This is a genomic window from Mycobacterium sp. NPDC003323, from assembly GCF_053589535.1.
On sequence record NZ_JBSFSB010000002.1, the window covers coordinates 436,726 to 458,106 of the forward strand.

Sequence of the window (21,381 nt, forward strand, 5' to 3'; positions counted from 1 at the left end):
GGTCAGGGACATCGGTCGGCATGGATGATTCCGGACGTGGGGATCACCATCGACGAGATCGAGGTCGCCGACCCGGTGACCGCCTGGGCGCAGGCAGGGTTCAACGTGGACGCCGACGGCGTCTGCCGTGTCGGCCGGGTACGCATCCGCCTGGCGGGTCGCGACCGAGGCTCCGGCATCATCGGCTGGTCGCTGCGCCATACCGATGCCACCGATATCGACGGCATCCCGACCCGTACCTCGACCACCGACCTCGCGAGCCCGGCCGAGCACCCCAACGGCGTCATCGAGATCGACCACCTCGTGCTGATGTCGGCACACCTGCGACGCACCGTCGACGTGCTCAGCGATGCCGGTCTGGCGCCCCGGCGGGAACGGGACACCGAACTCGGCGGCCGGGCGATCCGTCAGGTCTTCTACCGACTCGGCGAGGTCATCCTGGAGGTCGTCGGTGAACCGGACGGCACCGCCGACGCTCCCTCCAGCCTGTGGGGCATCACCTTCACCGTGGCCGATATCGACGCCACCGCCGGGCTTTTCGGGGATCGGACGTCGCGCGTCAAGGATGCTGTGCAGCCGGGGCGGCGGATCAGCACACTGCGACACCAGGCGTTCGGCATGTCGGTGCGGACAGCGGTCATCTCGGGCGCATAGGCTTCGATGATGAGCGACGCCCCCGTCATCATCCACACCGACGGCGGTTGCCGACCCAACCCCGGACCCGGCGGTTGGGGTGCCGTGTTGCGCCACCGCGAACATGTCCGCGAGATGTGCGGCGGCGAACCCGGCCCGACGAGCAACAATCGGATGGAGTTGACCGCGCCGATCATGGCGTTGGAGGCGTTGACACGGCCGGTCACCGTGCATCTGTACACCGACAGCACCTACGTCCGCAACGGCATCACCAAGTGGGTGCGCGGTTGGGAGCGCAACGGCTGGAAGACTGCGGCCAGGGAGCCGGTCAAGAACGTCGATCTGTGGCAGCGCCTGCAGGCGGCCTGCGCGCGACATGAGGTGGAGTGGTTCTGGGTGAAGGGGCATTCCGGCGTCGCCGACAACGAACTCGCCGACATGCTGGCGACCCGCGGCCTGCAGGAGGCCATCACCGCCGCGGTCGGCTAGCGCTCCAACCGTTCGGCGCAGGACCGAAGCCATTGCGCGAGTTGGGTTTGCGCACCCTCCGGCAGATCCTCGACCATCGCCACGTCGACGGCGAGTACCGCGCGGTGCCCGGCCGCGAGCCGCCGACGCCCCACGGCGGTGAGTTCCAGCGCCACGGCCCGCCCGCCACCCTGTTCGGCGGCGTCGCGCACCAACCCGTCGGCCCGCAGCCCGGCCAGAACGTCCTGCAGTGACTGCCGGGTCACGAAGCACAGTCGGGCCAACTGCGCCGCCGACGCCGATGGATGGTCGGCCAGTGCTCGCAGCACGGCGTACTGCGCCATCGACAGTCCGGTCGGCCGAAGCGCCGCATCACAATTGCGACGCAGCGCCTGCTGCACGCGCTTGACCAGATAGCCCACCGTGAGTTCGGTGCGATCCTCCGCCATGACAGGAACCTTACACACTGGTAGCGTCGACTGAGTAAGGAACCTGACATCGAGGAGGATTTTCCAGATGACCACCATCGCCGCAGCCGCCGGCCACGCGACGCTGATCAACGTCTTCACCGTCACACCGGAACGGGCCGAGGCTCTTGTCCGGGTACTGACCGAGGCCTCCGATCAGGTCATGCGTCACCTGCCCGGCTTCATCTCGGCGAATATCCACCTCAGCGAGGACCGCACCCGCGTGATCAACTACGCACAGTGGGAGTCGACCGCCGCCTACGCCGCCATCTTCGAAGATGCCACGGCCACCGGGCACATGAGCCGCGCCGCGGCGATCGCCGACGGCTTCGAACCCAAGCTCTACACCGTGGAGTCGATCACCGCACAGGAAGCCTGATCAGCCCCTCCTGGGCAATCTGTGCCACCAGCGCGCCGTCGCGGTCGAACAGCCGGCCCCGGGCATAGCCGCGACCGTCACCCGCCCAGGGCGAATCGACATCACACAGCCACCATTCGTCGGCACGCGCCCATCGGTGGAACCAGACGGCATGGTCGATCGTCGCGGGCAACACATCCTCGGCCGCCATGGACCGCGCGCTCGGTCGGGTCACGGGGTCGAGCACCGTCATATCGCTGGCGTACACGATCAGGGCGGTGTGCAGGACGGCGTCATCGCCGATCTCACCGTCGGCGCGCATCCACATCAGCGAGCGGTCGGTCGTCTCCCCGAGGTCGCGTGCGACGCGTGAATGATGACCCACCGAACGCACGTCGAACGGAGCCGGCCTGGTCAGCGAGGGCACCACGTCCGGCAGCGTTCGCAGCACCTGCCAGTCCGGGGTCAGCTCCTCGGGGTCGGGTACCTGCGGCATCGATACCTGATGGCGCAACCCGGGTTCCGGTTCGGCGAAGGAACATGCCATCTCCATGATCGCGCGCCCGTGCTGCATCGCGCTGACCCGGCGGTGGCTGAAAGAGCGCCCGTCACGGGTGATCTCGACACGCAGCTCGATGGGCCTCGTGGGATCACCCGGCCGCAGGAAGTACGCGTGCAGCGAGTGCATCGGTCGGGTCGTCGGCACGGTTCGGCACGCCGCCACCGTCGACTGTGCCGCCACCATGCCGCCGAACACGTGCCCGGTCTCGGCGGCGGCCTTCGTGTGCCGGGCGACGAATTCGGTCTCCCCCACCGCGTCGATGTCGAGCAACTCCACAATCTCGTCGAGCGGGCGGTCTCCGGCAATGGTCACGTCGAACACTTAAGCACGCGGTGTCCTCAGCCCGCCGTGAGCATCGCGATCGCTCACTCCCACACCACCTCATCCGGCGACTTGTCCGGCCGCAGGCCGCGCCAACTCGGTTGGCGCAGGCGGTTGTCCGTGGTGCGCTCGCTGTAGCGCACCTCCCCCACCAGTTCGGGTCGCACATAGGTGACCCCCTTGGCGTCCGGACCGGTCAGCCGCGCGCTGAACGGCGACCCGTCGGTCTCCAACGGTTTGAGGGTGGCGCGCAGGTCCTTGAGCATCTTCTCGGTGAAACCGGTGCCCACCCGGCCGGCGAACTGCAGACCGTCCGGTGCGGGCACGCCGACCAGCAGCGCCCCGATCCCGCTGGTGCGCCCACCCTCACCGGCCCGCCACCCGCCGATGACCACCTCCTGGGTGAGCCACAGCTTGTCCTTGATCCAGGACTGCGACCGGCGGCCGGGCTGATAGGTCGAATCCCACTTCTTGGCGACCACACCCTCATAGCCGTGCTCGCGGACGTACTCCAACGCCTCGGCGCCATCACCGTCGAGCAGGTCCGGCACGATCGGTGCCCCGCCCTGGCTCAGCAGTTCCAGCAACTTGCGCCGGTCGCGATACCTGGCGCGCAGCAACGAACGGCCATCCAGTGCAAGCAGATCGAACGCCCAGAACTCGATGTTGCCGCCCGAGGCGCGATTCTGCATCGCGCCGAAGCTCGGCACCCCGGCGGCATCCAGTGCCACGATCTCCCCGTCGAGGACGACATGGTGATCGGCCAGATCGGCTGCCAGCGCGCGTAATTGGGGGAACTCCGCGGTGACATCGCGGCCGCTGCGCGACCGCAGCATCAGCTGCCCGTGGTCGGCGTCGACCAGCAGCCGGTAGCCGTCCCACTTGCCCTCGAACGCCCAGGTGCCCGGCGTCAGTTTCTGCACCGACCCATGGGTGGCGAGCATCGGTTTGAGATCGGCGGCGGTGGTGACCGGCTGCTCCTTCATCCGGTGGGCCAGCCAGTTCTTGCCCCCGGTCTGGATCAGCGCGTAACGACCGGATACCTTGGCGCCCCGCAGCGTGATGATGACCTCGCCGCCCCTCTCCGGTCCGTCGGGCGGATTGTCGCGGAACTTCTCGGCCTCGTAGGTGCCGGTGTCCCAGATGTAGACCTCACCGCCGCCGTACTCGCCCTTGGGGATCGAACCTTCGAACGTCGCGTATTCCAGCGGATGATCCTCGGTGTGCACGGCGAGGTGGTTGACCGAGGGCGTGTCGGGCAGATTCTTCGGGATCGCCCAGGACACCAGCACACCGTCGCGCTCGAGGCGGAAGTCGTAATGCAACCGGCGCGCACGGTGTTCCTGGATGACGAAGGTGTTGTCGTTGCCCAGCGACGGCGCGGTCTGCGGTACCGGCTCCGGGGTCTTGGCCGCATCGCGCATGCTGCGGTAGGTCGTCAGCTTGTCCGCGCCCGGCAGCGGCTCGTCCAGCCCGGCCAGCAGATCACCGTCGCGTTCGACCCGGTCGAGCACCTCGTCGAATCGCAGGTGCCGCAGGTCCGGATCGCCGATCTCATCCCAGCTGCGTGGCGCCGCGACGGTGGGTTCGGCGCGCCCGCGCATCGAGTACGGCGCGATGGTGGTCTTGGCGGCACTGTTCTGGCTCCAGTCCAGAAAGACCTTTCCGGCGCGCAGGCTGCGGGTCATGGTGGCGGTGACCTGCTTGGGCATGAACTTCTCCAACGCCAGTGCGATCCGTTTGGCCAGCACCGAGGCGCCCTGCGAACTGATCGGCTCGGCCAACGGCACGTACAGGTGCAGCCCCTTGCTGCCGCTGGTCAGCGGATAGGCCGTCAATCCGATGTCCTCGACGTAACCGCGCACCTCATGGGCGACCTCGCACAGCTGCCGAAACGTCACCCCCTCGCCGGGATCCAGGTCGAACACGATGCGGGTGGCCGGGCCGGGGTCACCGGCGGGGTCGAACCGCCACTGCGGCACGTGCACCTCCAGCGACGCCTGCTGGGCGATCCAGGCCAGCCCCTCGGCGCTGTCGATCACCGGATAGGTGGTGGTTCCGGATCGGTGGGTGACCGACGCCCGGTTCAGCCAGTCCGGCGCCGACGAGGCGAGCTGCTTTTCGAAGAAGTCCGGCTGCTCGACGCCGTTGGGCCATCTCTTGCGGGTGACCGGACGCCCCGCGATATGCGGCAGCATGGCCTCGGCGACGGCCAGGTAGTAGTCGAACACCTCGGCCTTGGTGGTGCCGGTGGCCGGATAGAGCACCTTGTCGGGATTGGAGAGTCTGACCCTGCCGAAGCGCTCCACCTCCTGAGTATTATTCGCGCCGGCCACCTGAAGCCAGTACCCGCTGTTACCGTTGCGTATGCGGTCGATCTGGAAAGGCTCGGTCTCCTTCGGTCTGGTCAACGTGCCGGTCAAGGTCTACAGCGCCACCGAAGACCACGACATCAAGTTCCACCAGGTGCACGAGAAGGACAACGGGCGCATCCGCTACAAGCGCGTGTGCGAGGTGTGCGGTGAAGTGGTCGAGTACCGCGATATCGCCCGGGCCTACGAATCAGACGACGGCCAGACGGTGATCATCACCGATGAGGACATCGCCACCCTGCCCGAGGAGCGCAGCCGCGAGATCGAGGTCGTCGAGTTCGTCCCGGCCGATCAGCTCGACCCGATGATGTACGACAAGAGTTACTTCCTGGAGCCGGACTCCAAGTCGACGAAATCCTATGTGCTGCTGGCCAAGACACTCGCCGAGACGGATCGCGTCGCGATCGTGAACTTCGCCCTGCGCAACAAGACCCGGCTGGCGGCGTTGCGCGTCAAGGATTTCAGCAAGCGCGACATCATGGTGATCCACACCCTGCTGTGGCCCGATGAGATCCGCGATCCCGACTTCCCGTCGCTGGACAAGGACGTCGACATCAAACCGGCCGAGTTGAAGATGGCCGGCCAAGTGGTCGAGTCGATGACCGACGACTTCAAACCCGACCAGTTCCGCGACACCTACCAGGATCAATTGCACGAGCTGGTGCAGGCCAAACTGGAAGGCGGCGAGGCGTTCACCGTCGAGGAGCAGCCGACCGACCTGGACGAGAGCGAGGACGTGTCGGACCTGCTGGCCAAGCTGGAGGCCAGCGTGAAGGCCCGCGAATCGGGCTCCTCGGAGAAGAAGGAGCCCGCCAAGAAGGCGGCCGCGAAGAAGGCTCCGGCCAAGAAGGCCGCGGCGAAGAAGGCCCCGGCCAAGAAAGCGCCTGCCAAGAAGGCCGCCGCCAAGAAGTAGCCCGCCGAAATCGCGTGCTCCGGGAGGGAATCGAACCCTCGCCCTGAACCTTATAAGAGTCCTGCTCTCACCACTGAGCTACCGGAGCAAAAGAGCCTTGCAGCCCAGCGGTTTTCGCGTATCGCGTCAGCCGGGGCCGGCGACCGGTATCTCGCGCATGTGGCCAGTAAAAACACTCGGGACGCGCCTGTCAACACCGCCGTCGCGGCAGAACTGACAGCCACCGACAAATTAGAACGTGTTACAGAAACCGCTCACGGCCGCCGCTCGGCCTTGTTACGGTGACGCCGAGCAGAGAAACGAGGCACGCATGATTCTGGACAAATTCCGGCTCGACGACCAGGTGGCCGTGGTGACCGGCGCCGGCCGCGGACTGGGCGCCGCCATCGCGGTCGCCTTCGCCGAAGCCGGTGCGGACGTGCTGATCGCGGCCCGCACCGAGGCACAACTGCAGGAGGTCGCCGCCCAGATCGAGGCCACCGGACGGCGTGCCCACATCGTGGTTGCCGACCTGGCCCACCCCGAGTCCACCGCCGCGCTGGCGGGTCAGGCCGTCGAGGCCTTCGGGAAACTAGACATCGTCGTCAACAACGTCGGCGGGACCATGCCCGGGCCACTGCTGAACACCTCCACCAAGGACCTCAAGGATGCGTTCACCTTCAATGTCGGCACCGCGCACGCGCTGACCACCGCCGCCGTCCCGCTCATGCTGGAACACTCCGGCGGCGGATCGATCATCAACATCACCTCGACCATGGGCCGGTTGGCCGGCCGGGCCTTCGCGGCCTACGGCACCGCCAAGGCGGCGCTGGCGCACTACACCCGACTGTCCGCACTGGATCTGTGCCCGCGCATCCGGGTCAACGCCATCGCCCCGGGCTCCATCCTGACCTCGGCGTTGGACGTGGTGGCCTCCAACGATGCGCTGCGCGACCCGATGGAGCGGGCCACCCCGATGCGCCGGCTCGGCGATCCCAGCGATATCGCCGCCGCCGCAGTGTATTTGGCCTCCCCTGCCGGTAGCTACCTGACCGGCAAGACCCTCGAGGTCGACGGCGGCCTCACCTTCCCCAACCTCGACATGCCCATCCCCGACCTGTAGAGGAACTCCACATGGCTATCACAGTCGCCGCGATCGGCACCGGCAACGTCGGCCGCCACGCCCTGGCCCAGCTGATCCGAGATCCGCAGTACGAACTCACCGGAGTGTGGGTGTCCTCGTCGAGCAAGGCCGGCAAGGATGCCGGTGAGCTTGCCGGCCTCGACGTCTCGACCGGTGTCATCGCCACCGACAACCTCGACGACATCATCGCCGCCAGGCCGGACTGCGCCGTGTACACCGCGATGGCCGACAACCGGCTGCCCGACGCCCTGGAGGACTACCGGCGCCTGCTGGCCGCCGGTATCAACGTCGCCGGCAGCGCCGCGGTGTTCCTGCAGTACCCGTGGCAGGTGCTGCCCGCCGAGATGGTCAGCCCGATCGAAGAAGCAGCCAAAAAGGGATCTTCGACGATCTTCGTCAACGGCATCGATCCCGGCTTCGCCAACGATCTGCTGCCGCTCGCGCTGGCCGGCACCTGCCAGAGCGTCGAGCAGATCCGCTGCATGGAGATCGTCGACTACGCCACCTACGACAGCGCCACCGTGATGTTCGACGTGATGGGCTTCGGCAAGAGCATCGACGATCTGCCCATGCTGCTGCAGCCCGGCGTGTTGAGCCTGGCCTGGGGTTCGGTGGTGCGTCAGCTCGCGGCCGGATTGGGCATCGAGCTCGACGAGGTGACCGAGACGCACACCCGGGTGCCCGCGCCCGAGGACTTCGAGATCGCCGCCGGCCCGATCCCGAAGGGCAGCACGGCGGCCATGCGGTTCGAGGTGCGCGGCATGGTCGGCGGTCACCCCGCCGTCGTGCTCGAACACGTCACCAGGCTGCGCGCCGATCTGTGCCCCGAGTGGCCGCAACCGGCGCAGGAGGGCGGCTCCTACCGCGTCGAGGTCACCGGGGAACCGTCCTACGCCCTGGACCTGTGTTTGAGCAGCCGCAAGGGCGATCACAACCATGCCGGGCTGGTGGCCACCGCCGCCCGCGTGGTCAACGCGATCCCCGCGGTCGTGGCTGCCGCACCCGGCATCACCACCACCCTGGACCTTCCGCTGGTCACCGGTAAGGGGTTGTACGCCGCGCCTTAAGCTGGAGCGGGTGGCCGAGCAGCTGTACTTCGCATACGGGTCCAACCTGTGCGTGGACCAGATGGCGCTGCGCTGCCCGGATGCCGGCGGGCCGATCGCGGCCACGCTGGCCGATCACGACTGGTTGATCAACGAGCGCGGTGTGGCCACGGTGGAGCCGGCCACGGGCGCCGAGGTGCACGGTGTGCTGTGGCGCATCAGCGATGCCGATCTGGGTGTGCTCGACCGCGCCGAGGGGGTTCCGGTGCGGTATCGCCGCGACCGGATGCGTGTGCATACCCGGCGCGGGTCGCATGACGCCTGGATCTACATCGATCACCGCACCGAACCGGGCGCACCACGGCCGGGCTACCTCGAGCGGGTGATCGCCGGTGCCACCCACCACGACCTGCCGCCACGCTGGCTGGATTTCCTTCAGCGCTGGGATCCGGTGAACTGGCCACGGGCGCTGGCCCCCGCCGACACACCCGGTCCGCAGACGCTCACCGAGCTGCTGGCCGACCCCGCCGTCGTCGAATCTTCGGAGCTTCGCGGTCGATTCGGCTTCCTGGCCATCCACGGCGGCGGCCTGGAGAGGATGACCGACGTCATCGCCGAGCGTGCCGCCGCGGCGGCCGGCGCCTCGGTATACGTCGTGCGCCATCCCGCCGGCTACCCGCACCACCTGTCCTCGGCCGCGTATCGACCCGACGAGTCCGCCCGTCTCGCCGAATTCTGCGACCACGTCGAGCATGTTGTGTCGTTGCACGGCTACGGCCGCGTCGGGCGCAGCACCCAGGTTCTGGCCGGCGGCGCGAACCGGGACCTGGCCGAGCACGTCGCCGCGCACCTGTCGATACCGGGACATCAGGTCATCACCGACCTCGACGTGATCCCGCGGGAACTGCGCGGACTGCATCCGGCCAACCCGGTGAACCGGACCCGCGGCGGCGGTGTGCAATTGGAGCTGTCACCGCGGGTGCGCGGTATCAGCCCGCGCAGTGGCATGACGGGCGCCGATGGATTGACCCGTCCGACTTCCGCGCTGATCGCCGGGCTGATCTCGGCGGCCCGCGCCTGGCCGCCGAACTGATCTACTCCTTCAGGTCCAGCACCGGCGTCGGCCGCTGGAATCCGCGCGTGACCACCAGCAGCCAGACGAATCCGACCGCGAGCCAGAGCAGTCCGAGCCGCAGCGCCTCACCCGACAGGCTGGTCCACAACCACACCGTCAACGCGAAGCCGATACCGGGCAGAACCAGGTTGTTCAGCACGTTCTTCTGACCGGCATCGACGAAGTAGTGCTTGATGACGGTCAGGTTGACCGCCGAGAACGCCACCAGCGCACCGAAACTGACGACCGATGCCAGCAGCGCCAGATCGATCACGATCGCCAGCAGCGAGATCACCGAAACCGCCAGGATGGCCCACGTCGGCGTGCTGAACTTCACCGACACGTGGCCGAACACCTTGCGCGGCAGCACACCGTCGCGGCCCATCGCATACAGGATGCGCGCCACCGACGCCTGCGAGGTCAGCGCCGACCCGGTGGCCCCCGCCACGTAGGCCGCGGTGAAGAATGCCGACAGGAAGGCGCCGCCGGCGGCCACCATGACATCCACCGATCCGGTGTCGACGCTTTCGAACGCGTTGGACGGGAACACCAGCTGCGACACGTAGGACAGGATGATGAACAGCACGCCGCAGATCAGGGTCGCCAGCATGATGGCGCGCGGCACGTCGCGGCGGGCGTCCTTGGCCTCCTCGGAAAGCGTTGACACGGCATCGAATCCGAGGAAGGACAGGCACAGGATGGCTGCGCCGGCCAGTACCGGTGCCAGGCCGTCGGCGGTTCCGTCACCGGCGAACGGCGCCATGATGTCGACGGTGCCCGACCCGGAGATCGCGGCGACCGCCATCACCAGGAACACCGCGATGAACACCGCTTGCACCGCGATGATCACGGCGTTGGCGCGGGCCACTGACACGATGCCGACGATGTTGAGCACGGTGACGAGCACGATGGTGACCACCACGATGACCCACTGCGGGATGGAGGGCACCGCCGCGTTGAGGTATAGCCCGATCACCATGTAGTTGAGCATCGGCAGGAACAGGTAGTCCAGCAGCAGCGACCAGCCGGCCAAAAAGCCGATGGGCGCACCGAAGGTCTTCTGCGTGTAGGCATATGCCGAACCCGCCACCGGGTAGGCCGTCGCCATCCGGGCATACGAGCGGGCCGTGAAGATCATTGCGGCCAGCGTCACCACGTAGGCCAGCGGCACCCGTCCACCGGACTCGACGGTGACGATGCCGTAGGTGGTGAACACGGTGAGCGGCACCATGTACACCAGGCCGAAGAGCACCAGCGAGGGCACACCGAGGGCGCGTTTGAGCCTTCCCTCGTGCGGATCGGCCGAGATCCCGACCAACGGCTCCGATGACGACATGTGCCTCCCTCTCTTGCGACTGTTACGCGACGAACGCGGGCTCGCCCCGCAGATAGGTGGCCCGGACGCCGATCCCGGGCAGTTCCAGCGGCGGCGTGGCGCGCGGGTCGCGGTCCAGCCACACCAGATCGGCACTCGCGCCCGGCGACAGCCGGCCCCAGCTGCCTTCGGCGAAAGCCTGATCGGCCACCCCGGCGGTGTAGGCGGCCAGCGCCCGCTCCACGGCCAGGATCTCCTCGGGTGTCCAGCCGCCGGCGGGCTGCCCCTCGGCCGTCTGCCGCGACACCCCGACCGCGATGCCCTCCAGCGGTGCGCCCGAGGACACCGGCCAGTCCGAGCCCAGCGCCAGCGGCGCGCCCGACTCCGCCAGGGACCGCATCCGGTACTGCTTGTCGGCGCGCTCACGGCCCAACCGCGGCACGGTCAGCACGTTCATCAAGGCGTCCTCCTGCGCCCACAGCGGCTGCATGCACGGGATGACACCGAGCGCGGCGAACCGCTCCAGGTCGTGATCGTCGACCAGCTGCACATGCGCGATGACCGGTCGACGGTCACGCGGCCCGTTGCGGATGCTGGCGTATTCGATGGCGTCGAGCGCCTGCCGGACGGCGGCGTCCCCGATCGCGTGGATGTGGATCTGCAGTCCGAGTTCGTCGACGCGGCGCGCAGCCTCGGCCAGCGAATCTCCCTCCCAGACCGTCATACCGTGCGAGTGCAGTCCCGAGCAGTACGGCTGCAGTAGCGCGCCCGTCTCGTTCTCGACCACCCCGTCGGCGAAGAACTTCACCGTCTGCGCCGTCAGCATCGGCGAGCCCAGCTCCTCGACGCGGCGCTTGGCCTCGGCGAAGTGCGCCACCTGCGCGTCGAAGTGCCGCGGATCGGCGTACAGCGCCAGGTTGAACCGGACCCGCAACGCGTCGCGGCGGGCCGCCTCCAGATAGGTCTCGACGTCACCGGGCTCCACCCAGGCGTCCTGCACCCAGGTGACACCGTGGGCCAGGTAATAATCGGCGGCGGTGCCCAGCGCGGCGATCCGCACGTCCTCGTCGCGCGTCGGCATCACGGCGGTGACCAGGTCGACCGCACCCCATTCGCGCAGCGTGCCCAGCACCGATCCGTCGGCGCGGTGCGGGATCTCACCGAGCACCGGATCCGGGGTGGCGGGGGTGATACCGGCCCGCTCCAACGCCGCGGTGTTGCACCACACCGTGTGGTAATCCCACGCCCGCAGCACCACCGGGCGGTCGTGCACCGCGTCGTCGAGCCAGCGCGCGTCGAACAGGCCGCCCTCGGCCAGGCTGCCGTCGTAGGACGCGCCGACGATCCACTCCTGGTCGGGGTTGTCCTCGGCATACCTGCGGACGGCCTCGACGATCTCGTCGACCGAGGTGCAGGGCCGCACCGCGGGCCCGACGAATTCCAGTCCGCCCAACATCGGATGGGCGTGACCATCCCCGAACGACGGCATCAGGAAACCGCCGGCGAGGTCGACGACCTCGGCATCCGCGGGCGCCTGCGTCTCGGCGTCGGCACCCAGCGCGGCGATGCGGCCGCCCACGACCAGCAGCGCATCGTCGAGGGGTTGGTCCGGAATGCCCGTCCACACGGATCCGTTGCGAAACAGCGTCGACACCACGGATTTGCACGATACGCGTGGTTCATCGATTCGCAATCCGAATGCCACCCATCCATTCGACGTACGGCCCCGAATACCGGGTGTGCAACCACGGCAGGGACGGTCGATCGCCGTCATCGGAAGCGGCATCGCCGGCCTGACGGCCGCTTATCTGCTGTCCGAGCGCAACCACGTCGCACTGTTCGAGGCCGACAACCGCCTCGGTGGACACGCGCACACCCACATCGTCGACGACGGCCGCGGCGCGATGGTGGCAATCGACTCGGCGTTTCTGGTGCACAACGACCGCACCAATCCGACGTTGTCCCGACTTTTCGCCGATCTCGGCATCCACACCCACGAGACGGACATGTCGGTGTCGGTGCGCGATGACCGCAGCAGATTGCAATACGCCGGCGGCCTCGGCCTCGGCGGGCTGTTCCCGTCCTGGGCGAACCTGGGGCGACCGCGATATCTACGCATGCTGGCCGAAGTCAAGCGCTTCCACCGGGCCGCCGCCGCGCTACTGGAGACCGGGGACGCCCAGGACACCGGCACGCTCGGCGCATTCCTGGACGTGCACAAGTTCTCCCGGTACTTCGTCGACCATTTCATGACGCCCCTGGTGGCCGCGGTCTGGTCGTGCGCCCCCGGTGAGGCGATGAACTTCCCGGCGCGATATCTGTTCGTGTTCCTGCAGCATCACGGCATGTTGTCGATGCTCGACACTCCGGCCTGGCACACCATCGTCGGCGGGTCGGCGACCTACGTCGACGCCATCGCCGCCCGCGTGCAAGAGATCCGGTTGGGCACCCCGGCAGGGTCCGTACGGCGCACCGAATGTGGCGTCGAAGTCACCGCCGGGCACGGTCCGGCCCGCGAGTTCGACGCCGTCGTCCTCGCCGTTCATCCGCATCAGGCGCTGCTGGCGCTGGCCGAACCGACCGAGGCCGAGCGCGCGATCCTGGGCGCAATCCGCTACTCGGCCAACCACGCCCAGTTGCACACCGACACGTCGCTGCTGCCCACCCACCCACGAGCACAGGCGTCACGGAACTACCTGGCCACCGGAGGGAACGGGCCGGTGCTGGTCACCTACGACATCAGCCGGTTGATGGGACTGGCCGGGCCGCATCGGTTCCTGATGACCCTCGGCGGACGCGGCCGGGTCGATCCCGACCGCGTCATCGCCGAGATGATCTACGATCAGCCGCTCTACACCCCGGAATCGGTTGCCGCACAACGCCTGCTACCGACGCTGGATGACGACCGCGTGGTGTTCGCCGGCGCGTATCACGGCTGGGGCTTCCACGAGGACGGTGCCGCGGCGGGGATGTGCGCGGCCATGCACCTCGGTGCGCAGTGGCCGGCGACGAAAGAAGCTGAGACGGTGTCATGCTGATGCCCGCGCTGTATCGCACCCATGTCACCCATCTGCGCCGCCGTCCCGTGCACAACGAGTTCGGCCACCGCAGCTACGCCTGGTACTTCGACATCGATGCGCCACCCCGGCTGCCGATCTTATTACGGCCCTTCGCCGTCTTCCGCGCCGAAGATCATCTGTCCGCACCGGCCACGGGCGCCGACACCCTGCGTACCCGGGTCGACACCGTACTGGCCGGTCATGACATCGACCTGAGCGGCGGTCGGGTCACCGCGCTGCTGCACGCCAGAGTGCTTGGCTACTCGTCCAATCCGATCAGCATCTTCTGGTGTCACGATTCCGACGGCACGCTGGCGCACGTCATCGTCGAGGTACACAACACCCGCGGCCAACGGCACGCCTACGTGTTGCCGCCGACCGAGGCGGGTCCCGTCGCGGTGTGCAAGGACTTCTTCGCATCCCCGTTCAACGAGGTGGACGGCTACTACCTGGTCTACGTCCCGAAACCCGACCTCACCGCCGAGGTTGCGGTGACCTGGCACCGCGACAACGAACTCGTGTTCAGCGCCACGCTGCACGGAGAGCGCCGAGCAGCCACCACCCGGCAGGTCGCCACCATGCAGGTGCGGGCCCCCTTGGCACCGCTGGTCGCCACGTTTCAGACTCGGCTGCACGCCATTTCGCTGTGGCGCCGCGGCCTGACCGTCGTCGGGCACGGCGACGGTCCCGATTCCGGCCGACGTGCCGGGGCGCCGAGGGGCATCCTCATACCGCCTGCGCTGCAACGGCTTCGCACTCGCCGACAGGAGGTGCGCAGATGAATCGCGGGGTTCCGTGACTGCCCCGGCCACGACCGCTAGGCTACCGTCCGTGACGGCAGACCTCGACGCCTTGCTGCGCCGGGTGGCGCAACGTGACGTCGACGCCTTCGCAGCGTTCTACGATCACACCCGCGCCAGGGTGTTCGGGCTGGTCATGCGCGTGCTGCGCGATCCCGGCTACAGCGAGGAAACCACCCAGGACATCTATCTGCAGGTGTGGCGCAACGCCGGTGACTACAACCCCTCGGTCGGGTCGCCGCTGTCCTGGCTGATGACGCTGGCACACCGGCGCGCCGTCGACCGGGTGCGCTCCGAACAAGCCGGCGCCGACCGCGAATCCCGGTACGGCGCGGCGACTGTCGAACCGCCCGTGGACCAGGTCGCCGAGCGGGTGCTGGAGAACGACGACTACCGGCAGATCACCGACTGTCTGGGCGCGCTGACCGACAAGCAGCGCGAATGCATCGAGCTCGCGTACTACGACGGACTGACCTACGTGCAGGTGTCCGATCGGCTGGCCGCGAACCTGGCCACCGTCAAATCCCGGATGCGCGATGCCATCCGCGGACTGCGCAACTGCCTGGGGGCAGCATGACCAGTCCTTCCGAAGACCTGCTGTTGCTCGCGACGGCGTATGCGCTGGACGCGGTGGACGACGCCGAGCGCGTCGATATCGAACGCCGGCTGCGGTCGGCGCCGCCCGACGTCGCCGAGGAGTTCGACACAGAGGTGCGGCGGGTGCGCGAGACGATGGCCCTGATGTCGGCCTCCCGCGCCGTCGAACCGCCGGCCGAGCTGCGTGACCGGCTGATGTCGGCCGTCGCCGTAGACCCCGTGCGCCAGCTGCGCCAACCGCGCCGCCGGCGCTGGTCGAAGACACTCGCCGCCGCGGCGGCCGCCGTCGTCATCGGTGTCGCCACCTTCGGCGTCGGCTGGTGGCTGCGCCCGCCGCCGCAGGCCACCACCGCCGAACAGATCTTCGCCGCGCCCGACGTGCGAACCGTCTCCGGGGACATCCCGACCGGTGGCACCGCGACGGTCGTGTTCTCCCGCGAACGCAACGCCGGCGTGCTGGTGATGAACAACGTGGCTCCGCCCGCGGACGGCACCGTGTACCAGATGTGGCTGATCGACGACGCGGGACCGCATTCGGCCGGCGTGATGGACGCGCAGGCGATCGCCCCGTCCACCACCGCGGTGCTGCCCGATCTCGGCGACTCGGTCACCCTCGCGTTCACCGTCGAGCCCGGCTCCGGGTCGGCGGAACCGACCGGCACACCGTTCGCGTCCCTGCCACTGACCTGAGTGCCTACCATCGGACCATGTTCCGATTCGGCATGGGCCTGCGTGACACCTCGAGCGCGGCCAAGGTGCGCGACGCCGCCCGCAAGGCCGAGGACCTCGGCTACGACGTGCTGCTGGTGCCCGACCATCTCGGCGCGCCCGCACCGTTCCCGGTGCTGTCCACCGTCGCGGCCGTCACCGAGACCCTGCGCCTGGGCACGTTCGTGCTCAACGCGGGCTTCTACAAGCCGGCGTTGCTGGCCCGCGATGTCGCCGCGCTGCACGACCTGTCGGGCGGACGTTTCGAGGTCGGCCTCGGTGCCGGTTATGTGCGCGAGGAGTTCGAGGCGGCCGAGTTGGCGTTCCCCTCGGCGCGAGCGCGGGTCGAGTATCTGGAGCACGTCGTCGAGTACCTGGCCGAGCATGTCCCCGACGCACCGATCATGATCGCCGGTGGTGGCGACCGGTTGCTGACCGTCGCGGGCCGGTGGGCCGCCATCGTCGGCGTCACCGGCGGAAGCGGCGACGATCCACTGGCCGAACGGATCTCGTTCTTGCGCGAGGTGGCCGGTGACCGCTTCGCCGATATCGAACTGAACGTGGCGATCACCGCCGTGCCCACCGATGGTTCCGGGATGCCCAACTTGGCCATGACGCGGCACTACGCCCCGGATCTCAGTGACGAGCAACTGCTGGCCCTGCCCGGGGTGCTCTCCGGGTCGGTGAGCGAGATGGCCGACAAGGTGCGCCGCCTGCGCGACGACTACGGTGCCGGCTACCTGGTGGTGCAGGCCGGTCACGCCGACGCGTTCGGCAAGGTGATATCCGAACTGCGCTAACCGAACTCCGCGGGCCGCACGGCGGCCCGCCGCCGGTTTTCCGCAATTGACACCGGGGTAACCGGGGTGGGTTGCGGCGGCGGGCGGAGGTGAGCATGAGCACGGCGGCGGCCGAAGACGGTCACAACGACATGGTGGCCCAACCGCACACCGCCGACGAAGGCCCGGTTGCGCGGGCCGAACAACAGGCCGCGGAGATGACGTCACCGGAGCAGCCGCTGGGCCGACCGGGCCGCAAGTTCGACCGGCGCTCCCCCTTCTTCATCGGCCTGGCGGGCTCGGCCGGCGTCGCCGTCACCTACGGCGCGGTACACGTGTTGTCGCTGCTGTCCTCGATCCTCATCGTCATCGGCGTGGCCTTCTTCCTGGCCTTGGGTCTGGAGCCGGTGGTGTCCTGGTGTGTCAACCGGGGGCTGCGGCGGTGGCTGGCCACCGCGCTGGTCTTCGTGGTGTTCGCCGCGGCGATCGGCTCTTTCGTGGCTGCCGCGGTGCCTCCGCTGTTCGCCCAGACCGCCGAGCTGATCGACCGCGCGCCGCAGTATCTGCAGCAGGCGCAGGACAATTCGTCGGTCGTCGGCCGGTTCGTGGAGCGGTTCGGATTGCAGCAGCGGATCACCGCGGTGGTCGACGACATGGACAGCTCGGCCTTCGATCAGGTGATCAGTGCCGGGACCGCGGTGCTCGAGGCGGTCGCGGACACCTTGATCGCCGTGGTGCTGACGCTGTACTTCCTGGCCGATATGCCGCGCATCCGCACCACGTTGTATCGCCTGGTGCCGCACACCCGGCGCCCGCGCGTCATCCTGATCGGGGACGAGGTCTTCGCCAAGGTCGGCGCCTACGTGCTGGGCAACGTGTTGATATCGGTGCTCGCCGGGGCGGCGACGCTGATCTGGTTGACGGCCTTCGACGTCCCCTATGCGCTGTTGCTGGCGATCCTGGTGGCGTTACTGGACCTGGTGCCGGTGGTGGGCGCCACCATCGCCGGGGTGGTGGTGTCGGCGGTGGCGCTGACGGTGTCGCTGCCGCTGTGCATCGCCACCGTCATCTTCTTCGTCGTCTATCAGCTGATCGAGGACTACCTGCTGATCCCGCGGATCATCGGGCGCGCCGTGCAGGTACCCGCGCTGACGACGATCATCGCGGTGCTGATCGGCGCCGCGCTACTGGGGATCGTCGGCGCCCTGGTCGCCATTCCGATCGCCGCTGCTGTGGCGCTCGTCGTGCAGGAGGTGCTCTACCCGCGATTGGACCGGGTGTGAGGGGTCAGCACACCGCGTCCCCGCCGCCGCGCTTGGCCAGATACATGGCGGCATCGGCAGCGGCGATCAACTGCGGCAACGGTTCGGCGCCGGTGCCGGTCACGGCAATACCGATGCTGGCGGTCACCCCCTCGGCCAGGGCCGCGATGCCCGACCGGATTCCGGCGGCGATCGAGCGGGCCGCGCCGGGCTCGGCGAGCGCGATCAGGAACTCCTCGCCGCCGGCCCGACAGATCGCCGATCGGGACGGCGCGTGGCGGCGGATGACCTCGGCCACCGCCAGGATGACACCGTCGCCCGCGGCATGACCGAGCGTGTCGTTGACGCGTTTGAAATCGTCGACGTCGACCATCAGCACCGCAAGTCCTGCCGTCGGGTGTTCCTCGCGGATCCGGCCCACCGCCGCCTCGAAGGCGCGCCGGTTCAGCAGACCGGTCAGCCCGTCCTCGTCGGCGCGGGTGGCGAAGATGCCCATCGCCCGGGACATGCCGCGCACGGCCACCGGCATCGAGATGTTGACGAACCAGACGACCCAGAAGGCCGACACCGCGGTCGCCGCATCGGTTTCGTGGCCCAACCGCACCGCGACCACTGCGGCCATGGCCAGCGCCAGCACGATGTTGATCAGCATGCTGCGGGGACTGTGCAGAAAGGCGAGATAGCTGCCGGTGACGGCCAGGGCCGAGGAGGCCAGCGCAGCGACGCCCGGGTCCGGCTGGACCAGGCTCCACCCGACGATGCAGACAGCCCCGAACAGTGCGACAGCCTCGGACATGCGTCGGCCCGGCCAGCGGTTGCACCAGTAGACGGTCATGGCGATGGTGAACAACGCCGAGATGACGCTCACCGCGACCGCCGCGGCCGTAAGATGCCGATGAATCATCAAGTGCGACAACGGCACCAACGCCGATGACGAGGCCACCATGGCCATGATCAGCTGTGCCGAACGCAGCAACCGTCGCTCTCGCAGAAATGCGGTCATCGAGTCGAATTGATCTGGTGTATTGAACCAGAGCGCAAGCGATTTCAACCCCGTAATAGATGCACCCCGCCATCGCGTCATTCACCAGCTGACCGCCGAGATGACTATAGGTCACCTGGACCGGACCTGGACCCGGGTTCACGCAGCCCGTTGTGGCACACGCCACTGGACATTGCGGGTTTCGGATATCGGCAACGGGGAATTCTTTACTTCGAGACGGTCGGCCCGCCGCGAGGCAGGCCGCGGTGACGTTGAGGACACAGCGCACCATCACGAAACGAGCAAGGAGTCAGCATGGCTGAGAACAGTGGTGCCGCCGAAGGCGTTTCCGGCATTGTCGAAGGTGTGAAGGGCAAGGTGAAGGAAGCTGCGGGCGCCGTGACCGGTAACGACGACCTGCGCCGCGAGGGCGAGGCCCAGCAGGACAAGGCCGACGCGCAGCGCGATGTGGCCAAGAAGGAAGCCGAGGCCGAGAGTGCGCGTGCCGCCGCCGACGCCAACGAGGCCCGCCAGAAGGCCGAGCAGGAGAAGTAAGACTCCAGGCACAAGGGGGACAGTCCGGTCGGACTGTCCCCCTTGTCGTGTCGGCACGCAGTAGGTTGTGTGGCGTGTCGACCCCAGCCACCCGGCCACGCCTGCTCGACCGCGCGGGCCGCCCGGTGCTGGCCGTGGTGATGGCCGCGGTGTTGCTGCCGGCCGGCGTGCAGGCGGTGCGCGCCGACGACACCGCAATCGGCTGGCGGGGGGCGCTTGCGGTCGCCCTGCTGGCTCTGCATATCGGTGTCGCGACCGCCCGCCGGTGGCCATTGAAGTCGTTCGGTGCCGGAGCGATCGCCTGCCTGATCCTGCTGGCCGCACCCGATATCGCGGCGGCCACCGCGGTGGTCGACACCACCGACTACGGCCCGATCCTGCTGCCGAGCAGCCTGTGCATCTTCGCTCTGCTCTACGCCGTGAGTGCGTACACCCGGCGACCGTGGCCGAGCATCGCGCTGGCCGCCGGACTGTTCGGATGCGTGCTGACGCTGATCCGGCTGTGGGGGTTCACCGGCACCCCGATCAACGCGTGGGCGTGGTGGTTGATGTTGAGCACCACCGCCGTCGGCGGCACCCTCGCCGCGTGGGCGCTGGGCCGTTACCGCGCCACCCGCCAGGCCTGGGCCGCTCAACTCGCCGACCGGGCCGCCGCCGATGAGCGCCGGCGGATCGCCCGCGAGATGCACGATGTCGTCGCGCACTCGGTGGCGGTGATGGTCAGTCAGGCCGAAGCGGGTCGCCTGGTGGTGCCCAACGCCCCCGACAAGGCACCCGAGATCCTCACCACCATCGCCGAAGTCGGCCGCGAGGCCCTGGTCGAGATGCGTGGACTGCTCGGTGTGCTGCGTGACGACGATGCCCCCAGCGCACCACAACCGGGCCTGACCGACCTGCCCGCGCTCATCGACCGGATGCGCCGCACCGGAATGGACGCCGAGTTCTCACTCGCCGAGGTACGGGTCGGGCCCGCGGTGGGCCTGACCGCCTACCGCGTGGTTCAGGAGGCGCTGACCAACATCGCCCGACACGCCGGCCCCGCCCCCGTTGTCAGGGTCGACATCGATTCGGCGGCAGACGAAATCGTCGTCACCGTCAGCAACACCGGCCGGGCCGGCGCCGCGGGTCCGGGCCGCGGGCTGACCGGTATGCGCGAACGGGTCGAGGCGCTGGGCGGCACGTTCGAGGCCGGGCCGATCGAGGGCGGTTGGCGGGTACGGGCGAGGATGGCGGCGTGAGCGTCATCCGGGTGGCCGTCATCGACGATCAGGAACTCATGCGGTCCGCCCTGCGGATGATGATCGACAGCCAACCCGATCTGGAGTTCGCCGGTGAGGCACGCGACGGTCATGAGGCGGTGTCGCTGGTGCGGTCTCGACCCGTCGACGTGGTGTTGATGGATCTTCGGATGCCGCGACTGGACGGGATTGCCGCCACCGCATCGATCACCGCCGAGCATCCGGCCTGCCGGGTGATCGCCTTGACGACCTTCGACCTCGACGAGTACGCGTTTCCCGCGATCCGCGCCGGTGCCAGCGGATTCCTGCTCAAGGACGCCCGCAGCGAGGAGATCGTCGACGCCATCCGCACCGTCCACGCCGGGCACGGCGTCATCGCCGCCTCGACCACCCGCCGACTCATCGAATTCGTCGCCGCCGCACCCGAACCCGCGGGAGCCGAGCGCATCAATTCCATGCTCACCGCCCGAGAACTCGACATCTTCCTCGAGATCGCCACCGGCGCAAACAACCGCGAGATCGCCGATCGGCTGCATCTGGCCGAGGCCACCGTCAAGACCCATGTCGGTCACGTGCTCGCCAAGCTCGATCTGCGCGACCGCGTGCAGGCGGTGGTGCTCGCCTATGAGACCGGGCTGGCTCATCCTGGAGGATGAGCCGATCACGACCGCGGAGGGATGCGCGACGGCACCGGCCTCGCCGATAGTCG

22 protein-coding genes and 1 tRNA gene are annotated in these 21,381 nt (G+C 68.4%); 16 read left to right on the top strand and 7 right to left on the bottom strand.

Features of this window, described 5'->3' with window-relative positions; genetic code table 11:
- Positions 1 to 36: 36 nt before the first annotated feature.
- Positions 37 to 654, top strand: a complete 618-nt coding sequence (locus tag ACWDUN_RS08880; RefSeq protein WP_449927799.1) for a VOC family protein — start codon at positions 37 to 39, stop codon at positions 652 to 654.
- A gap of 9 nt (positions 655 to 663) precedes the next feature.
- Positions 664 to 1,122 carry a ribonuclease HI gene (gene rnhA / locus ACWDUN_RS08885; protein ID WP_449927465.1) on the top strand — a complete coding sequence of 153 codons (459 nt, stop codon included), beginning with the start codon at positions 664 to 666 and terminating at the stop codon, positions 1,120 to 1,122.
- On the opposite strand, the gene ACWDUN_RS08890 is transcribed toward rnhA, so the two are convergent.
- Positions 1,119 to 1,550 carry a MarR family winged helix-turn-helix transcriptional regulator gene (locus ACWDUN_RS08890; RefSeq protein ID WP_449927468.1) on the bottom strand — a complete coding sequence of 144 codons (432 nt, stop codon included), beginning with the start codon at positions 1,548 to 1,550 and terminating at the stop codon, positions 1,119 to 1,121. The genes rnhA and ACWDUN_RS08890 overlap by 4 nt on opposite strands.
- A 67-nt stretch (positions 1,551 to 1,617) precedes the next feature.
- Here ACWDUN_RS08890 and ACWDUN_RS08895 point away from each other — a divergent pair, with 67 nt between their 5' ends.
- Complete coding sequence (locus ACWDUN_RS08895) at positions 1,618 to 1,947, top strand: antibiotic biosynthesis monooxygenase family protein (protein WP_449927471.1); 330 nt, start codon at positions 1,618 to 1,620, stop codon at positions 1,945 to 1,947.
- Here the strand turns inward: ACWDUN_RS08895 and ACWDUN_RS08900 are convergent.
- Entirely contained in the window at positions 1,928 to 2,800 is an 873-nt protein-coding gene (locus ACWDUN_RS08900) for an acyl-CoA thioesterase (protein ID WP_449927474.1), read from the bottom strand. The two genes, ACWDUN_RS08895 and ACWDUN_RS08900, sit on opposite strands and share 20 nt — an antisense overlap.
- Before the next feature lie 53 nt (positions 2,801 to 2,853).
- Positions 2,854 to 5,118 carry an ATP-dependent DNA ligase gene (locus ACWDUN_RS08905; RefSeq protein WP_449927477.1) on the bottom strand — a complete coding sequence of 755 codons (2,265 nt, stop codon included), beginning with the start codon at positions 5,116 to 5,118 and terminating at the stop codon, positions 2,854 to 2,856.
- Positions 5,119 to 5,176: 58 nt separating this feature from the next.
- On the opposite strand from ACWDUN_RS08905, the gene ku reads away from it, so the two are divergent.
- Positions 5,177 to 6,094: a non-homologous end joining protein Ku gene (ku, locus tag ACWDUN_RS08910; protein ID WP_449927479.1), complete on the top strand. Its 918-nt coding sequence runs from the start codon at positions 5,177 to 5,179 to the stop codon at positions 6,092 to 6,094.
- Positions 6,095 to 6,109: 15 nt separating this feature from the next.
- Here the strand turns inward: ku and ACWDUN_RS08915 are convergent.
- Positions 6,110 to 6,182, bottom strand: a tRNA-Ile gene (locus ACWDUN_RS08915).
- A gap of 222 nt (positions 6,183 to 6,404) precedes the next feature.
- Here ACWDUN_RS08915 and ACWDUN_RS08920 point away from each other — a divergent pair.
- From ACWDUN_RS08920 to ACWDUN_RS08930, 3 genes are read left to right on the top strand one after another with little or no spacing between them, the layout of a single operon-like run.
- The gene (locus ACWDUN_RS08920) at positions 6,405 to 7,196 is read left to right on the top strand and encodes an SDR family oxidoreductase (protein WP_449927482.1); all 792 of its coding nucleotides are present in this window, start codon (positions 6,405 to 6,407) and stop codon (positions 7,194 to 7,196) included.
- Positions 7,197 to 7,207: 11 nt separating this feature from the next.
- A complete protein-coding gene (locus ACWDUN_RS08925) occupies positions 7,208 to 8,284 on the top strand; it encodes an NAD(P)H-dependent amine dehydrogenase family protein (protein ID WP_449927484.1) in 1,077 nt (358 codons plus the stop codon).
- Between the two features lie 10 nt (positions 8,285 to 8,294).
- On the top strand, positions 8,295 to 9,356 hold the full coding sequence (locus tag ACWDUN_RS08930; RefSeq protein ID WP_449927487.1) for a poly-gamma-glutamate hydrolase family protein: 1,062 nt from the start codon (positions 8,295 to 8,297) through the stop codon (positions 9,354 to 9,356).
- A 1-nt stretch (position 9,357) separates the two neighbouring features.
- On the opposite strand, the gene ACWDUN_RS08935 is transcribed toward ACWDUN_RS08930, so the two are convergent.
- Both ACWDUN_RS08935 and ACWDUN_RS08940 read right to left on the bottom strand, forming a co-directional pair.
- Positions 9,358 to 10,713, bottom strand: a complete 1,356-nt coding sequence (locus ACWDUN_RS08935) for an APC family permease (protein ID WP_449927490.1) — start codon at positions 10,711 to 10,713, stop codon at positions 9,358 to 9,360.
- A 22-nt stretch (positions 10,714 to 10,735) separates the two neighbouring features.
- Positions 10,736 to 12,349: an amidohydrolase gene (locus ACWDUN_RS08940; protein WP_449927493.1), complete on the bottom strand. Its 1,614-nt coding sequence runs from the start codon at positions 12,347 to 12,349 to the stop codon at positions 10,736 to 10,738.
- An 82-nt stretch (positions 12,350 to 12,431) separates the two neighbouring features.
- On the opposite strand from ACWDUN_RS08940, the gene ACWDUN_RS08945 reads away from it, so the two are divergent.
- From ACWDUN_RS08945 to ACWDUN_RS08970, 6 genes are all read left to right on the top strand, one after another.
- Positions 12,432 to 13,730 carry an NAD(P)/FAD-dependent oxidoreductase gene (locus ACWDUN_RS08945; protein ID WP_449927496.1) on the top strand — a complete coding sequence of 433 codons (1,299 nt, stop codon included), beginning with the start codon at positions 12,432 to 12,434 and terminating at the stop codon, positions 13,728 to 13,730.
- Complete coding sequence (locus ACWDUN_RS08950) at positions 13,724 to 14,533, top strand: DUF1365 domain-containing protein (RefSeq protein ID WP_449927499.1); 810 nt, start codon at positions 13,724 to 13,726, stop codon at positions 14,531 to 14,533. Before ACWDUN_RS08945 ends, ACWDUN_RS08950 begins: the two co-directional genes overlap by 7 nt.
- A 13-nt stretch (positions 14,534 to 14,546) precedes the next feature.
- Positions 14,547 to 15,128 carry a sigma-70 family RNA polymerase sigma factor gene (locus ACWDUN_RS08955; RefSeq protein ID WP_449927501.1) on the top strand — a complete coding sequence of 194 codons (582 nt, stop codon included), beginning with the start codon at positions 14,547 to 14,549 and terminating at the stop codon, positions 15,126 to 15,128.
- Complete coding sequence (locus ACWDUN_RS08960) at positions 15,125 to 15,838, top strand: anti-sigma factor (protein WP_449927504.1); 714 nt, start codon at positions 15,125 to 15,127, stop codon at positions 15,836 to 15,838. The genes ACWDUN_RS08955 and ACWDUN_RS08960 overlap by 4 nt, the downstream gene beginning before the upstream one ends.
- 17 nt (positions 15,839 to 15,855) lie before the next feature.
- Positions 15,856 to 16,656, top strand: coding sequence for a TIGR03621 family F420-dependent LLM class oxidoreductase (locus tag ACWDUN_RS08965; RefSeq protein ID WP_449927507.1), 801 nt, complete (start codon positions 15,856 to 15,858; stop codon positions 16,654 to 16,656).
- Between the two features lie 95 nt (positions 16,657 to 16,751).
- Complete coding sequence (locus ACWDUN_RS08970; RefSeq protein WP_449927510.1) at positions 16,752 to 17,918, top strand: AI-2E family transporter; 1,167 nt, start codon at positions 16,752 to 16,754, stop codon at positions 17,916 to 17,918.
- Positions 17,919 to 17,922: 4 nt separating this feature from the next.
- Here ACWDUN_RS08970 and ACWDUN_RS08975 read toward each other — a convergent pair whose 3' ends face one another.
- Positions 17,923 to 18,900: a diguanylate cyclase domain-containing protein gene (locus tag ACWDUN_RS08975; protein WP_449927513.1), complete on the bottom strand. Its 978-nt coding sequence runs from the start codon at positions 18,898 to 18,900 to the stop codon at positions 17,923 to 17,925.
- 294 nt (positions 18,901 to 19,194) lie between these two features.
- Between ACWDUN_RS08975 and mbp1 the strand changes: the two genes are divergently transcribed.
- From mbp1 to ACWDUN_RS08990, 3 genes are all read left to right on the top strand, one after another.
- On the top strand, positions 19,195 to 19,434 hold the full coding sequence (gene mbp1 / locus ACWDUN_RS08980) for a microaggregate-binding protein 1 (RefSeq protein ID WP_449927516.1): 240 nt from the start codon (positions 19,195 to 19,197) through the stop codon (positions 19,432 to 19,434).
- 74 nt (positions 19,435 to 19,508) lie between these two features.
- Positions 19,509 to 20,672 carry a sensor histidine kinase gene (locus tag ACWDUN_RS08985; protein ID WP_449927518.1) on the top strand — a complete coding sequence of 388 codons (1,164 nt, stop codon included), beginning with the start codon at positions 19,509 to 19,511 and terminating at the stop codon, positions 20,670 to 20,672.
- Positions 20,669 to 21,328: a response regulator transcription factor gene (locus ACWDUN_RS08990; RefSeq protein ID WP_449927520.1), complete on the top strand. Its 660-nt coding sequence runs from the start codon at positions 20,669 to 20,671 to the stop codon at positions 21,326 to 21,328. The genes ACWDUN_RS08985 and ACWDUN_RS08990 overlap by 4 nt, the downstream gene beginning before the upstream one ends.
- Positions 21,329 to 21,381: the final 53 nt, after the last annotated feature.